Raw genomic sequence first — 15,794 nt, forward strand, 5'->3', positions numbered from 1 at the left:
AAATTTTGGTGGTCATCACAAACTGCGTAAGTTGTAAAAAAGTCAGCACCTACGACTAAGTAGGCGTTCGCGCTATCGATCGAGCTTTTATCTATTTAACCAATACTCTGTCCAAATGACAGTTTAAACACTTAAAAACGTTCAAAGGTATAACTTAAACTTACAACAGCAACTGTTCAAGCTGCTTTACCACACCATTAACATCTAAACCACAATCAACCATTTGCTCTGCTTGTGAGCCATGGGCGACAAAGCGATCTGGAATGCCGATATTAATAACGGCAGGGCGGTTGTTTTTAAAGGCTGGCGATTCGTTAAGCAAATACTCATTTACCGCACTGCCCGCGCCGCCCATAATCATGTGCTCTTCCAAAGTCGCAATGTGTGTAATACCTTGCTCTAATAATTTTTCTAATAGTGCCGTGTCTAAAGGTTTTACCCAGCGCATATTAATGACATGTACCTGACAGTCTGATTCTATATCATTGTCAATTAGGCTTTCTGCCGCTTGCTGAGCCGTCGCAACCATGGTGCCAAATGCGAGTAGCGCCAGCTTTTTAGGCGCATCCTCACTACCTAATACCGACTCTACCACTGCCTCGCCAACGTTATAAGTCTGTGCTGGCGAGGCGATAACTGCGCCAGTACCGACACCGCGCGGATAGCGTACTGCCGTGCAGCCTTGGTACTCATAGCACGTATTAAGCAAATGGTAGCATTCGTTTTCGTCTTTTGGCGCGGCAATCAGCATATTAGGCACGCAGCGTAAAAAGGCAAAATCGAATACGCCGGCATGCGTTGCACCGTCTTCACCGACTAGGCCAGCACGATCAATAGCAAACATTACATCAAGGTTTTGCAAAGCCACATCATGAATCAGCTGATCATAGCCACGTTGCAAAAACGTCGAATAAATCGCCACAATCGGTTTGACGCCTTGGGTTGCCATACCAGCAGCCAGTGTGACTGCATGTTGCTCAGCGATGGCTACATCAAAAAACCGCTCTGGAAATTGACGGGCAAAGTCAATCATCCCCGAGCCTTCTTCCATAGCAGGTGTGACGGCAAGCAGCTTATCGTCTTCAGCAGCCTTATCACATAAGAATTGCCCAAATACTTGCGAGTATTTTAATGCCGGCTTCACTTTTGAAACCTTAGCTTCCGAATTACTCGCTATTTTATCTTTTGCTTCATTATCTTCGACAGGGAGCTTGCTGATAGCATGATAGCCGACGGGATCTAACTCAGCTGGGGCAAAACCTTTGCCTTTGGTGGTATAAATATGGACTAAAACAGGCCCTTTTATCTGCTTGGCAAGTGACAATACCCGCAGTAGCTCAGGGATATTATGACCATCAAACGGACCAAAGTAGGTAAAACCAATCGCTTTAAATAAGTTGTCTTCTAACTGCGGCACATCACGCATCTCTTTGTGACGCTTGCGGCGATCAAAGCCTTGCATATCAGGGCGCTGGCATAGTACTGGCTCGCCTGCATCAGAGATATCAACCTGATATCCTGACTCCCATAGCATCGCTAAATGCCGTGAAAAACCACCGATAGAACAAGAGATCGACATATCATTGTCATTTAAAATGACCAATAAATCTGCATCTTGTTGCACCGCATCATTCATCGCTTCAAACGCCATACCACCGGTCATTGCACCATCACCAATGATACAAGCAACGGTTTGCGCGCGACCTTGATAGCGCAGTGCTAAGCTCATGCCTAGACCAGCTGAGATTGACGTCGATGAATGACCAACGCCAAAGGTATCGTAAATGGATTCTGCACGCTCAGGAAAAGCAGTCAAACCATCTTTCGAGCGAATCGTTGCCAACTGATCACGGCGACCCGTCAAGACTTTATGAGCATAGGCTTGATGACCCACGTCCCAAACGATTTGATCTTGCGGCGTATCTAGTAGGTAATGCAGCGCAATGGTCAATTCAACCACGCCCAAATTAGCACCAAAATGCCCACCGCTTTGACCTGCTGAATACAATAGAAATAGCCGCAGCTCATCAGCCAAGGTGATAAGTTGAGCAGTTGTCAGAGTATTAAGATCAGCTGGCGCTGCAATGCTATCCAGCAAAGGCGTATCAGGACGGACGCGTGGAATCACAGTATAAGTCTGCTGTAAATTCGACAGCTGGGCAGCAGAATCGACAGCTGGCATAGATACGGACTGAGACTGTGGGGAATTAGGTGACTGCTGCATAAACCGTACGATACCTACCAATCTGCTGACAAGACAGCCTCTTAGTGCATAATGCTACCTAAGTGACGTCAATAATATCTACACCATTATTGGTGTAATCGACCATATAACTGTTTATAAATTTATTCAGGCAGCCTCTATGTCTTTATATAAACATATAGAAGCTGCGCCGAATAGCACATACGCTGCCGTAATGGACAGCGATGGAGCTTTGCTTTCGCGCTTTCATAACAAGGGATAATATTATGCCTTATTATTCTGCATCAATATCGGATGTTAGTGACGACATAGTAATGTAAGGGCAAAGACTTGTCACTGTATCCGTCAAAATAGTATGGCATAATAGCATTTATTTTTAATTGTCGCTTTAATCATCGTGCGTCGTTTGTGAACTTTGTGTGTTTTTATAATAAAGACAATCAGCATGCACTCTTTACGAATGAATTATACTGGCATTATCCTACTTTCATCATGCAGCTAGGATGTCATCGCTGTTTTAATATGGTTAAAAAAGACCCTCTACCGCCACGCTTATCGGCTTATGCAGGACATTAATGTCATATCAATTTATTACCAGTGCCAAACTACCTACTCGTCACGGCGAGTTTGATATTCATATCTTTGAAAACGACGAAGGTCAAGAGCATGTGATGCTGACTGTCGGTCTGCCTGTCGTCGATCAACATACGGCGGACAACTCACCGAGTCAGACGGACGCCACGCGAGCAGAAAAAACCATTCCATTGATTCGCATTCATTCAGAATGCTTGACGGGTGATGCTTTTAGCTCATTAAAATGTGACTGTGGGCCGCAGCTCAACACGGCGATGCAAGCAATACAAGAGACTGGCTGCGGGGCGATATTATACTTGCGCCAAGAAGGTCGCGGTATTGGTCTGACCAATAAGATTCGCGCTTACGCCCTGCAAGACCAAGGTCATGATACTTTAGATGCCAACCTCATGTTGGGCTTACCCGCTGATGCGCGCATTTATGATATGTGCGGCCCGATGCTCGCTCATATCGGTGTTGACGCCGTCAGACTCATCACCAACAATCCAGACAAAGTGGCTTATCTAACCGAGCACGGTATTAATGTCGCGGAACGCGTGCCTTTATTGGTTGGGGTAAATGATATGAATGCTGAATATTTAGCGACCAAGCGCGACCGCATGGGTCATTTATTAGATAAAGATTTCAATACCGCGTTACATCTTAATAAATAGACATCAATACACTAAATAAATAGATATTTTATGAGTATTCCAAATAGTGATAACCTTCCAAATCTGCCAGCGACAGACTTAACAGTGCCAGCCAATAACGACATCATGCGTGTGCGTGAATTTTTGGTCGATTTGCAGGCTCGTATCTGTCAAGCCTTAGAAGCACAAGAGCGCAATGGCAGCAGTGATAGCCAAACGTCAGCAGTCTTTATTCCTGATGACTGGGAACGTCCTGAAGGCGGCGGCGGTCGCTCGTGTGTCCTAGCAGATGGTGAGGTGATTGAAAAAGCAGGTGTGATGTTCAGTCATATTCACGTGCATAACTTGCCTGCTTCAGCCACTGCACGCCATCCCCATATCGCTGGTCGTAAAGCCCAAGCCATGGGTGTCTCATTGGTTGTCCATCCCAAAAACCCGAACGTCCCAACCAGCCATGCCAATGTGCGTTTGTTCGTTGCTGAAGCTGAGGGCGAAGAGCCTATCTGGTGGTTTGGTGGTGGTTTTGATTTGACGCCGTTTTATCCTGTACTCGCTGATTGCGTGCATTGGCATCAAGTCTGTCATGATCTGTGCGCACCTTTTGGTGACAGCGTCTATCCTGACTTTAAACAGTGGTGTGATGAGTATTTTCACCTACGTCATCGTGATGAGCAGCGCGGTATCGGTGGCTTATTTTATGATGATATCAATACGGAAAGTCGCGGCTGGGACTTTGAAACCTGTTTTAATTTTATGAAGGCGGTCGGCAACGGTTATCTTGACGGTATCATGCCCATCTTTGAACAGCGTAAAGATGCCCCTTATACCGAGGCACAGCGCGAATTTCAACTTTATCGCCGTGGTCGCTATGTTGAGTACAACCTTGTTTATGACCGCGGCACTTTATTTGGACTACAAAGCAATGGTCGTATCGAGTCTATCTTAGTCAGTATGCCGCCGCTTGCCAGCTGGCATTATCGCTTTGAGCCAACTGAAGGCTCGCCTGAGTTTGCATTGACCGATTTTTATCTAAAACCACGCGATTGGTTGACTCTATAGTTTATGTGAATATAATAAAGGCTAAGGTATTTGTTCGCTTGTCTTTAGAGAGTATCAAGAAGGTCAGCTATCCACGCTGACCTTTTTATATGGGCGCAAATTTATATGAGCGATAATCACTGACTCAAAAATTACGATGATATAACAACTAAATTTACGTCCACTGCACAGATAACCGTTACAATGAAAACTATTGTTGGAAAAATCCTTTAGAAGCGAATGCGTTTCCAAAAGATGATGAGGTAATTTTTATAACAATACGCTTTATTTAAGAGCAGTATTTAGAAGAAGCCTTTTAATTTAGAAGAAGTTTTTTTAGAAGAAGCCTTTAAGGGCAGATACTTAAAAACAGTATGTAAAGCCAGCGTTTATAAGCGCGCCTACTACTAACCAATTTTACAGGAGTAATTCACATGGCACAGGTTCATACCAACCAATCATTAAAATCTATCTTTGGCATCACATTGATGGCAGCCGCCCTAGGTCTAACAGCGTGTAGCACTGCCACTGACCCTGATGTAAAAGCCCGCCAAGATAGCATGAAAAGCTATGGTGATGCGATGGGTGTCATGGGTGATATGATAAAAGCACCTGACACCTTTGATGCCGCCGTATTCAAAGAGCAAGCCGCATTTTTAGCAGAAGACGCTGCTACGCCTTGGAGTCATTTTGAAAATAAAGAAGCCGTTGGCAATGCGACTGATGCCGTTTGGTCAAATGCCGATGGTTTTCGCGCAGAAGCAGAAAACTTTCAAAAAGTCACTGCTGAGCTGAACGCTGCTGCACAAACAGCCACTAGCATCGACGATGTCAAACCAGCCTTTGGTGAAGTTGGTGCTAGCTGTAAATCATGTCATACCGACTTTAAAGTCAAAACTGACTAAATTGTCATAAATTGATATTGTAAAAAATCCGCCATGTCATTTGATATAGCGGATTTTTATTTCGAAGATATTGTGTAAAAGGCCGTTCTTTAAAATAACGCGCTAAACAAATTACTCTGCCACAGCTTTATTAACATGGTTATTAACATCGATCGCCTTTTGCTCATGCAATTTACTCACAATCGATGTCACTGATGGGTCACTCAAATCTATCGTGCGTATCGGGAATGGAATGTTGACACCTGCTGCATCGAGTGCGCTCTTAATCTCTACGATCACTTGATGAATCGAGGTCACTTTGTTGGCTTGGGTGCCATCTTCAATAAACCAACGTACCATCAAATCTATCGTTGAATCACCAAAGCCCGTAGCAATCACACTTGGCTGCGCTTTCTTCGATACGCTTTCGACTTTATCTAACGCTTGTAGAATCTCAGCTTTTGCTGCTTCGATGTCATCTTCATAGCCAATACCAACAGCCACTTGCAAACGGCGCTGCTTATAGGCGGTGTTGACCGTCAACGCTGAGGTATACAAATCAGAGTTGGGAATAACCACTTGCCGACCGTCATACGTCTTGATAGTCGTGGCACGTATCTTAATATCCTCAACCGTCCCTTCATAGTCGCCTGAGACAATCTGATCACCGATGCGAAACGGCTCTGAGATCAGCAGCAAAATACCAGAGAGCAAGTTTTGAAAAATATCTTTAAAGGCAAAACCAATAGCGACGGAACCAATACCGAGTGCACCAATCAGCTTAGCAGGCGTAAATCCTGGCACGGCAATCACCATAGCAATCATAAAACCGATAAAAATGATGAGTGCGCCGCCTACTCGCTGAAACACTTTAACCAAATTCTGATGCCGACTGCGACTGTCTAAAAGTTTGTATACCACTTTTTTGAAGACAATCGATAGAAACCAAAAAATCAGAATAACAATAATTGATGCGACAAAATAAGGAATGCGTTCAACAAAGCCAACCACTATCTCATTTGCTGAATCAATGATACTTTGATATGTCAGCACATCTGTTGTCACTGGTTCAGCCGCTATATTGGTATTTACTGTCGTTTCTGCCTCAGAGGTAGGCATCTAGATGTCACTCCTTTGGTTGGTTAGCTTTATGCTTCCATTCACTCGATTAATTGATTGTTTGACTGGGGCATGTCCTAGACTAACTGGCGTATTGACGTACCAGCCTGTCAAGCTAGCCCATTAAATTTGCTTGTACAATTTCAATCCAGTAGCCATCAACATCTTTGATAAAGGCAATGTTTTTCATGCTGCCATCTTCTGGACGTTTTTTGAATTCGACATTATTTTTATCAAACCAAGCAACCGCTTCATCGAGACTAGGTACGCTAAAGCAGATATGTCCAAAACCTTGTGGCTCACCATTACCATCATGATAACTAAAGTCAGCTTTCGTTTCGGTACCATAATTATGGGTCAATTCTAAGATGCCGCGTTGACGGAAGGCAAAGATTTCCAAATCATCACCCGCGGGCAAATTGTCGCGCTCGCTTTCGGTTAACTTGGCTAAAAAGTACAAATCAAAACCCATATCAGGGAATTTTTTGACCGCCAGTAAAGTCATACCAAGGACACCAGTATAAAACGCCAACGACTTGGCAGGATCTTTGACACGTAGCATGGTGTGGTTAAAAGTAAAACCTGTCGTCTGTGCTGAGATAGGCTGCACACCATCGGTATTGACGCTGCTCGTTGGCTGGGCGATAAGTGATTCGTTATTATTATCAGTGGCTGAGCCAGTATTTGCTATAGACATAGTCATCCTAATATTGACAAAATAGAGAGTTTAAAAGCAAGCGCGTGAATATTTTTTACGCGCTTGACCCTTTTATCATAATAAAAAATCGCGAAAGCATTGAGTGGGTTTTGTAAGAGCGCACACTGGGTGCTACCCATTTAACCGATTAATTAGCTGTCTAAGAAACGTACTTTTCCTGTCTCTAAATCATACTCTGCACCAACGACCAGCAATTGACCGCTATTGGTTAAGTCCTCTAATGCCCGCGAGCCATGTTTGAGCTGGCTAACTGACATACGGACGTTGGCGCGGATAGAGCGATCGACCAACTCGTCGGCATCGACATCTTGACCATTGGCAGTGGCAAGCTCATGCAAGTTATAAACGCTTGGGCGAATGCGATCGACAATCGATTGCAAGTTGGGCGAATAGTTTTTCTCAGGATTGATCAGTGTCTCAACACAAGCCGTGACAGCGCCGCAATGTGAGTGCCCAAGCACGACCACCAATTTTGTACCGAACTTTTCGGCCGCAAACTCAATCGAGCCAATCTGTGAAGGCGCGACGACATTACCAGCGACTCGAATAACGAACAAATCACCCAAGCCTTGATCAAATACAATCTCAACTGGTACTCGTGCATCCGAGCAACCCAAAATAATGGCCAAGGGATCTTGATCTTTAACCAATTCAGGTCGTCTTTGCATTGTTGGGTCAGTGGTGGTCAAACTATCTATGTAGCGCATATTGCCTTCTTTTAAAAGCGCAAGAGCTTCTTGACCGGTTTTCGGGCGTGTATCGTTAGGCATAAGACATCCTTTATCATTAATAATATTAGCGTTATAAACAGCTTTACACACATGTATTCAAACATAGATTTGCGAATGGCTACTAACCTATCAGGCGCATCATGTTTGTCTGCCATACCGTGATTGTATAGGAATAAAAACCAAAAAATGATAAAAAATTTTGTTTAAATATCGTCATAGAATGGCAGTTATTGCCAATCATACAGAATTATAAAGTTGGCAGTGAGACTGAAAAACAGAAATGCGTTAGCCAAAACCGAGCATCAAACAGACAACACCGAACTATCAAGCACCAACAGCTATTGACAGCGTAACCGTGTTGCTCGCAGAACTTATAACGAACTTGCACTGATTTATACCAAGGGTTTGTTATAATACGCGGCGACCAAATCGGGTTTACACCCATCGCTTATATCCATATCAAATCACCTTGACCACAGTGTCCTAAATAAATAGCTGTACTGCGATGTCGGACACGTAGGAATAAATATTATGACCAATTCACCGCCAAATATGCACAGAGCCTCTGCATCACCTCAAGATGACAAAGTACTACTGCAACTGACTGGTCTAAAAAAAACCTATGATCAAACTGAAGTATTAAAAGACATCAATCTTGATATCAAGCACGGTGAATTTTTGACGCTACTTGGTCCATCAGGCTGCGGTAAAACAACCTTACTGCGCCTAATCGCTGGTTTTGAGCAGCCAAACGCTGGGGCAATTTATCTAGACGGCGTACAGATGGCAGGCTTGCCAGCGGATAAACGTCCCGTGAACACAGTGTTTCAGCAGTACGCCTTGTTTCCACATATGAGTGTCGCGCAAAACGTTGCTTACGGGCTTAAGCTCAAAAAAGTACCCAAAGATGAGATCCAAACCCGCGTGCGCGAGATGCTCGCCATGGTACAGCTGGAGCATTTAGCCAATCGCAGACCACAAGACTTGTCTGGTGGTCAGCAGCAGCGTGTCGCCATTGCACGAGCCGTCATCAATCGTCCTAAACTGTTGCTACTTGATGAGCCACTATCTGCACTCGATCATAAACTGCGTTTACAAATGCAATCTGAGCTTAAACGGCTGCAACGAGAGCTTGGCATCACTTTTGTATTTGTCACCCACGATCAAGAGGAAGCGCTATCGATGTCGGATCGTATCGCCGTGATGAAAGATGGCACTTTTCAGCAAATCGGCACGCCTATTGAGATTTATGAAACACCCGCGAATTTATTTACCGCCAAGTTTATCGGTGAGACCAATTTGTTTAAAGCGGAAGTCAAAGGCGTTTACCCTGAGCAACCAGATCGCGACGGTCGCGTGACCAATGGCCGTATCGAAGTCGAAGTTTGTGAAGCACAAGCGCAAGACGGTCCGACCACCTTACGCAATCTACGCCGCCCTGATTTTGCTAACGATGTACAAGTGGGCGATATCGTTAATTTATTGCTACGTCCTGAAGATTTACGAATTTATGACCCCAATGATAAAGAACATGGTGGCTTACTCGGGCGAGTGATTGAAAGCAACTATAAAGGTAGCACCTTAGATTCGATTATTGAGTTAGCAAACGGTCACATTATTAAGGCTTCTGAATTCTTTGATGAGGATGATCCAAGCTTTGATTACAAGTTAAATGAAGGCGTCAAAGTATCATGGGTCGATGGCTGGGAGTGGGTATTACCAGAAAATGGTACGCTTGATGATGAAGCCAATCATCAAGCTGCCAGTTTAGCTGCTCAAAAGGATATTAGCTGATGGCAGGTCATAGCTTAGGCAGCAAAAGTCCTTTTCGTACCGTAACGCTTTGGCTGATTTGGGGTTGGTTACTGATATTTGCGCTATTGCCAAATATCTTAGTCATCGCTGTCAGTTTTTTGACCCGCGATAGCAGTGCTTTTATTAGCTTGCCTGTCAGCATCGACAGCTATATACGCATGATTGATCCGCTATATTTTGGCGTATTTATTCATTCGTTATGGATGGCAGGCATCACAACCATCATCTGCTTGTTACTTGGCTACCCTTTTGCTTGGCTGATAGCCAAAGCCAAAACCCGTTGGCAGCCGCTACTCATGATGCTGTTAATCCTACCATTTTGGACCAACTCGCTTGTGCGTACTTATGCACTCAAGTTACTGTTTGCCAATAATGGTTTGATTAATAAATCGCTGCTGGCAATCGGTATCATCGATACTCCTATCGATATTTTATACACGCAAGTGGCGGTGATTGCTGGTTTGACGTACTTATTGTTCCCATTTATGGTGTTGCCGTTATACGCAGTATTTACCGATTTGCGCAATGACATGCTACTCGCTTCACAGGATTTGGGCGCATCAAAGACCCAGACTTTTTGGCATATCATATTGCCATTGACGACGCCTGGCATTATCTCAGGGGTACTATTGGTGCTGCTGCCTGCGATGGGTATGTTTTATGTGGCAGATATTTTGGGTGGTTCACGCAATTTATTGGTCGGCAATATCATCAAAAACCAGTTCTTGGATGCGCGTGACTGGCCATTTGGCGCAGCCGCAAGCGTGTTATTAACACTAGCAATGGCGGTACTATTACTTGCCTACCGTGCCAGTAGTCGCCGTATTGGCAAGACTGATTTTAATGAGGTGGCCTAATGTCTGATAGTTCACTGAATCATCAACTGAATAGCTCGGCAACTAAAAAAAGATCGTCTATTAAGATTGGCAGTATCGCGGCTAAAGGCTATCTTAGCCTCATTTATACCATGCTGTATTTGCCAATTATCGTCTTAGTCGTCATGTCCTTTAATAAGTCAAAAGTCGGCTATAACTGGGGCGGCTTTAGCTTAAAGTGGTATGAGTCGCTGTTGAATAACCAAGCGATGCTCGATGCTTTTTGGCATTCTATTGTATTAGGATTGGTCGCAGCCACCGTCTCAACTTTGATAGGAACGCTAACTGCTCTCGCCTTACATCGCTATAACTTTCGCGGTAAAGGCTTATTAAATGGGTTGTTATTTGTATTAATGATGTCGCCTGAAATTGTACTCGCTATTTCATTATTGGCATTATTCTTATTAATAGGGTTGCAATTAGGGTTCGTCTCGCTGTTACTCGCGCACATTACTTTTTGCTTACCGTTTGTAGTCATCACGGTGTTTGCACGATTGAGTAGTTTAGATGAACGCTTGATGGAAGCCGCACGCGACTTGGGCGCCAATGAATCAACGATGGTGCGTACCGTACTCATTCCTGTCATTCTGCCCGCAGTGATGGCAGGTTGGTTGCTCGCCTTTACCTTATCACTCGATGATGTGGTGGTTTCTACCTTTGTCACGGGGCCCAGTTATGAGATTTTACCGCTGCGGATTTATTCGATGGTACGGGTAGGACTCAAACCAGAGGTCAATGCCATTGGGACGATTTTACTAGTTGCCTCGCTGATATTGGTGATTATTTCGCAGCTATTATTACGTCGACGCTAGTTTGCCATTGCTCATTTAATATTGCTGATTAAAAATCGGACTTTGAATGAAAATCAGTGCTATATCGATTATAATGAATTTTTCTCACTTTAGCGGTTAGGTTGTCTTATGTTAGAGCTTCGTCATCTCAATACCTTAACCGCGCTGCGAGCGCATGGCTCATTGGCGGCGGCTGCCGATGAATTGCACGTCACGGCTTCCGCGGTCTCGCATCAGTTAAAAGAGCTAGAGAATTATTACAATATCAGCTTGGTCAATCGCCGAACACGTCCGCTGACTTTTACGCCAGCAGGTAAAACGGTACTGGCATTGGCAGATAGCATCATGCCGCAGGTCACTCGTACCAAATCCAATCTTAAGCGCTTAGCTCACGGTCAAGCGGGTAGATTACGGCTAGCCTCTGAATGTCACAGCTGCTTTGATTGGCTAATGCCGATACTCAATCATTACCGCCGCGAATGGTCTGATGTAGAGCTAGATTTTGCAACAGGTTTTGAGCCAGAGCCGCACCACTTATTGATGGAAGGTGATATCGATTTACTCATTACCACCAGCGATTTACCGATAGACGGTATCAGCTATCAGCCGTTATTTGAGTATGAAAGTCGCTTGGTGCTATCACCAACGCATGATTTGGCGGCGCAGAAATTTATTGAGCCAGATGATTTAACCAATGAAACCCTGATTGCGTATCCAGTGGAAGCCAAGCGCCTTGATATTATTGCCAATTTTATGACCCCCGCGCAGGTAAGCTTTGATAGTATTCGTACTACAGAATTGACGGCGATGCTGATTCAATTGGTGGCTAGTGAACGCGGTGTGGCGGCGTTACCTGATTGGGTGGTTGCTGAATATGAGAAAAAAGGCTGGGTCGTCTCGCGTCCATTGGGTACGGGTGTGCATTGTCAGCTATATGCAGCGACGCGCACATCGAGCCAAGATACCGCTTATATGCAAGGTTTTGCGAATTTATTAGAAGGTATTGTGAAGCCGTTGTAATATTTCACTATCTACTAAATTAGTCCAGTTAAGAAATATCATCCGCTCTCTTACGCTATGACGAGCGTTATGGTAAATAACGTTACCCTAGTGAGGACTTGAACATCTAGCTGTATGTCATATACGCTGATAGATTGATCAGCTGAAAATAATAGCAGTGTACTTGTGAGTGTACATAAGGCTGATATTTCGAGGATAATTGTAGAGATACACCTGACATTGATTGTTTTTCATATTTTTTAAGATTTTGATAATGTAAGATGTAGAAATGTAAACTTAAATCAAGGTATAAATTAATGGAAACAAAGTATACAGCAGCTAACCCTTTTGGAGAGCTTAGCACTAAGGTACTAAAAGATTTTGAACAAACAATACAGTATCGTTTGCCAGAAGATTATCGTAAATACCTCCTTAATTTTAATGGCGCAGAGCCTATTAATACTATTTGCAATATATCAGAAGATGAAGGTATAACGATTATACACGGTATGCTAGGTATACATGATGGTCCTCAATACGTTCAATTAGAATCAAACTTTGGTGATGACAACAGCACAAGGAAAACAGGGTTACTGGCATTTTCTTATGATGAGGGAGGTAACAACTTTTGCATTTGTTTGCTGCCTAAGCAATACGGCAAAGTATACTTTTATGATCATGAGTCTTCTTATGCTGATGACATTAATACTTTAATCAAAATAGCTGATAGCTTTGATTGTTTCATTGAATCCTTAACTTCCAGAGAAGAGTATGAGAACAGCTTAGAGGATACTGATCCAGAGTTTTATGCAAGATTACAGTATGCAAGATTACAGTATGCTAAGAACAATCCTCAAATATAGTTTAATAGGGTGTATAAAGGTCGATTTTTGATGGTCGCATTCATTTCTACTAATCCATGATCGGTGCGCTATACAGGCATCGAACTATCGGCTATGAATAAGTTGTAGCAGATTCAAAGGATTATTATCTATCTGGATTCATAATTTCTAGGAAAGTAGTTATTGATCTTGTCATTGTCAAGCACTCTATCTTTAGTAAAATCTAATGTATCTGAAACGGCAATACCGTACCATAGCTCTTTTGGGAAGTCATTAATAGAACCATATACTGTTGGCATAAGATGACGAAAATAATCTCCTATTTTAGTCTGACCTTCATATCCCACAGGATAATCTTCTCCTTCATTACTTCCTTCAACTGCTTCATAAATAAAGTAACCTTTAAAGGAAGGAACAGTCCAATCAGACATTTCATTTTCATCACGTAATCTGTGTTGAATGAAGTTTTCAACCTCTTTTTTAGACTTGTAGTCTCTGTACATTAGACTAGAATATAGATCTAAAGTAGCTTTACCATCCTTACGAACAGGATATTCAGAAAATTTCTCAGACTCTTCATAAGTAAATTCATTTAGATCATCTAATAATAACTCAGCGCCATTAATTCCTAGAATAGATTTTGGTATATCTCCCCACGAGTTGTTAAACATCATAGCAATTAAACCATTTTTATCCATTGCAAACCATGTATATACAATTCCAAAGTTTGGTTTCCATTTTTCATTTAAATAGCTCATTATTTTTCACCTGCAATGCCAGTATATTAGGAAACCGTATCTTTAGGGTGCGTTGAATATGTATTTTAGGTATACCCCAAGGGAACCAGCTCTTTCACCCTTCAAACCTATTAACAGACCACTTATATTAGACCATTATGCGAATGGCATCTATCAAAGCTCATAAAACCAGCTTAAAGAAGTAAAATCCGATAGCCGTTGCTAGCAACGTCAGTCCCAGATGTAGTCCGACCAATCCCAAACCTGCTAATAATTTACCAGCGTTGATAAAGGTAAAAACTTCTGCACTAAAAGTACTAAAGGTGGTCAATCCGCCCAAAAAACCGGTAATCACAAACAGTCGGACATTGGGCGATAAACTGCTGCCCACGCGCTCAAACCACACCAGTGCCAACCCTATTAATAGTCCACCCAATACATTAGCACCAAGCGTCCCAAGGGGTATCCAGTGGTGCAGCGGATTAAAGCGAGCCAACCACGCCCGCAGGCAAGCCCCAATGGCAGCCCCTAGTCCAATAGCAAGCCACTGCATAGTTCATCCTTAGGTTAATAAAGGTTAACGGAGATAGTATTGAGCAAAGCCGTCTTTACACTGCTGGTAGCTCAGTCATCGGCCAACGCGGCACACAGCTCACCGCTAAATCATCAGACTGCCCTGCTTGCAGGCGCTCATAACCGGCATAAGCAATCATCGCCCCATTATCAGTACATAATGCAGGCGGCGCATAATGCACAGTGGCATTTATCTTAGCAAGCTCGCTCTCCAAAGTTTCACGCAAATGAGTGTTGGCACTAACACCGCCCGCAATCACCAATCGACTCATCTCTACTTGCTTCAGTGCTTTCACGCACTTTCTCACCAGCGTATCGACGACTGCATGCTGAAAGCTGGCGGCGATATCGGCGCGAACTTGCAGATCGCTATCCGCATTATTCCCTGAGCCACCTGAACCATCGGTGTCTTTAATCAGGTTATGCACGGCGGTTTTCATACCGCTAAAAGAAAAGTCTAGGCCACGATGTAGCATCGGTCTTGGCAAATTGTAAGCAGTTGGGTTGCCTGTTTCAGCCAATCTGGCAATATTGGGACCACCCGGATAAGGCAAGCCTAGCATTTTGGCGGCTTTATCAAAGCATTCACCTGCTGCATCATCAATCGACTCACCCAATATCTCATATTGCCCGACACCACGTGCGGCGATGAGTAACGTATGACCACCAGATACCAATAACGAAACAAACGGAAAGGCGGGTGGATTAGCACCCATCAGCGGTGCGAGCAGATGTCCTTCCATATGATGGATACCAATGGCAGGAATATCCAAACCATACGCCAAACTGCGCCCAAATAATGCGCCCGTCATCAAAGCGCCAATGAGTCCGGGTCCCTTGGTATAAGCAATGGCATCAATCTCGCTTTTCTTCACATTACACTGCTCTAACAACTCATTAAGCAAAGGCACCAACTTACGAATATGATCGCGGCTGGCAAGCTCAGGCACAACGCCACCATACAGTGCGTGCAGCTCTATTTGTGAATACAGGACTTGTCCAATCAGCCCTTGATTGTCACTATTCATCTGCTCACTGTCAAAAATCGCCAGACCTGTCTCATCACAAGAAGTCTCTAAACCCAATACTTTCATATTTTTGCCTTTATCATACTTTGGTCTGCGTATTATTTTTACAACGTTGCTATCTTTTAGGTCGTGTTTTCTTTTTAAAAATGGTGATAAAAATTGCCGTCAAACAAGGAAAGCAGCGCAAATAATATCGAGATATTAATAAGCTATTT

At 43.6% G+C, this 15,794-nt stretch carries 15 protein-coding genes; 8 read left to right on the forward strand and 7 right to left on the reverse strand.

Going from position 1 to position 15,794, the window contains the following annotated elements:
* Positions 1-160 precede the first annotated feature (160 nt).
* Positions 161-2,224 (reverse strand): 1-deoxy-D-xylulose-5-phosphate synthase, encoded by a 2,064-nt coding sequence (gene dxs / locus ACI2JM_RS00575; protein ID WP_404641338.1) that lies wholly within the window; start codon positions 2,222-2,224, stop codon positions 161-163.
* 554 nt (positions 2,225-2,778) lie between these two features.
* On the opposite strand from dxs, the gene ribA reads away from it, so the two are divergent.
* The 3 genes from ribA (at position 2,779) to ACI2JM_RS00590 (ending at position 5,372) form a co-directional block, all read left to right on the forward strand.
* Positions 2,779-3,450 carry a GTP cyclohydrolase II gene (ribA, locus tag ACI2JM_RS00580; protein WP_404641340.1) on the forward strand — a complete coding sequence of 224 codons (672 nt, stop codon included), beginning with the start codon at positions 2,779-2,781 and terminating at the stop codon, positions 3,448-3,450.
* Between the two features lie 30 nt (positions 3,451-3,480).
* Positions 3,481-4,488, forward strand: coding sequence for an oxygen-dependent coproporphyrinogen oxidase (gene hemF / locus ACI2JM_RS00585; protein WP_404641342.1), 1,008 nt, complete (start codon positions 3,481-3,483; stop codon positions 4,486-4,488).
* 413 nt (positions 4,489-4,901) lie between these two features.
* Positions 4,902-5,372 carry a c-type cytochrome gene (locus ACI2JM_RS00590; protein ID WP_404641344.1) on the forward strand — a complete coding sequence of 157 codons (471 nt, stop codon included), beginning with the start codon at positions 4,902-4,904 and terminating at the stop codon, positions 5,370-5,372.
* A gap of 111 nt (positions 5,373-5,483) precedes the next feature.
* Here the strand turns inward: ACI2JM_RS00590 and ACI2JM_RS00595 are convergent, their stop codons facing one another.
* From ACI2JM_RS00595 to ACI2JM_RS00605, 3 genes are all read right to left on the reverse strand, one after another.
* The gene (locus tag ACI2JM_RS00595; protein WP_404641346.1) at positions 5,484-6,470 is read right to left on the reverse strand and encodes a mechanosensitive ion channel family protein; all 987 of its coding nucleotides are present in this window, start codon (positions 6,468-6,470) and stop codon (positions 5,484-5,486) included.
* A gap of 115 nt (positions 6,471-6,585) precedes the next feature.
* Positions 6,586-7,167, reverse strand: a complete 582-nt coding sequence (gene gloA, locus ACI2JM_RS00600; protein WP_404641348.1) for a lactoylglutathione lyase — start codon at positions 7,165-7,167, stop codon at positions 6,586-6,588.
* Positions 7,168-7,319: 152 nt separating this feature from the next.
* Positions 7,320-7,958: a carbonic anhydrase gene (locus ACI2JM_RS00605; RefSeq protein WP_045443399.1), complete on the reverse strand. Its 639-nt coding sequence runs from the start codon at positions 7,956-7,958 to the stop codon at positions 7,320-7,322.
* 492 nt (positions 7,959-8,450) lie between these two features.
* Here ACI2JM_RS00605 and potA point away from each other — a divergent pair, with 492 nt between their 5' ends.
* The 5 genes from potA to ACI2JM_RS00630 all read left to right on the forward strand — a co-directional run bounded on the left by potA (position 8,451) and on the right by ACI2JM_RS00630 (position 13,262).
* Positions 8,451-9,713 (forward strand): spermidine/putrescine ABC transporter ATP-binding protein PotA, encoded by a 1,263-nt coding sequence (potA, locus tag ACI2JM_RS00610; RefSeq protein ID WP_404641350.1) that lies wholly within the window; start codon positions 8,451-8,453, stop codon positions 9,711-9,713.
* Positions 9,713-10,591: a spermidine/putrescine ABC transporter permease PotB gene (potB, locus tag ACI2JM_RS00615; protein WP_372861115.1), complete on the forward strand. Its 879-nt coding sequence runs from the start codon at positions 9,713-9,715 to the stop codon at positions 10,589-10,591. Before potA ends, potB begins: the two co-directional genes overlap by 1 nt.
* Complete coding sequence (gene potC, locus ACI2JM_RS00620; protein ID WP_193009278.1) at positions 10,591-11,421, forward strand: spermidine/putrescine ABC transporter permease PotC; 831 nt, start codon at positions 10,591-10,593, stop codon at positions 11,419-11,421. Before potB ends, potC begins: the two co-directional genes overlap by 1 nt.
* A 108-nt stretch (positions 11,422-11,529) precedes the next feature.
* A complete protein-coding gene (locus ACI2JM_RS00625; protein ID WP_404641353.1) occupies positions 11,530-12,420 on the forward strand; it encodes a LysR family transcriptional regulator in 891 nt (296 codons plus the stop codon).
* Positions 12,421-12,716: 296 nt separating this feature from the next.
* Positions 12,717-13,262: an SMI1/KNR4 family protein gene (locus tag ACI2JM_RS00630; protein WP_404641355.1), complete on the forward strand. Its 546-nt coding sequence runs from the start codon at positions 12,717-12,719 to the stop codon at positions 13,260-13,262.
* A gap of 128 nt (positions 13,263-13,390) precedes the next feature.
* On the opposite strand, the gene ACI2JM_RS00635 is transcribed toward ACI2JM_RS00630, so the two are convergent.
* The 3 genes from ACI2JM_RS00635 to tsaD all read right to left on the reverse strand — a co-directional run bounded on the left by ACI2JM_RS00635 (position 13,391) and on the right by tsaD (position 15,645).
* Positions 13,391-13,999 (reverse strand): hypothetical protein, encoded by a 609-nt coding sequence (locus ACI2JM_RS00635; protein WP_045452568.1) that lies wholly within the window; start codon positions 13,997-13,999, stop codon positions 13,391-13,393.
* Between the two features lie 160 nt (positions 14,000-14,159).
* Complete coding sequence (locus ACI2JM_RS00640; RefSeq protein WP_045452571.1) at positions 14,160-14,531, reverse strand: CrcB family protein; 372 nt, start codon at positions 14,529-14,531, stop codon at positions 14,160-14,162.
* A 55-nt stretch (positions 14,532-14,586) separates the two neighbouring features.
* Entirely contained in the window at positions 14,587-15,645 is a 1,059-nt protein-coding gene (gene tsaD / locus ACI2JM_RS00645) for a tRNA (adenosine(37)-N6)-threonylcarbamoyltransferase complex transferase subunit TsaD (protein WP_404641357.1), read from the reverse strand.
* Positions 15,646-15,794 lie beyond the last annotated feature (149 nt).

The organism is Psychrobacter sp. NPDC064578 (assembly GCF_044901245.1).
Taxonomy (GTDB): Bacteria; Pseudomonadota; Gammaproteobacteria; order Pseudomonadales; family Moraxellaceae; genus Psychrobacter; species Psychrobacter cibarius_C.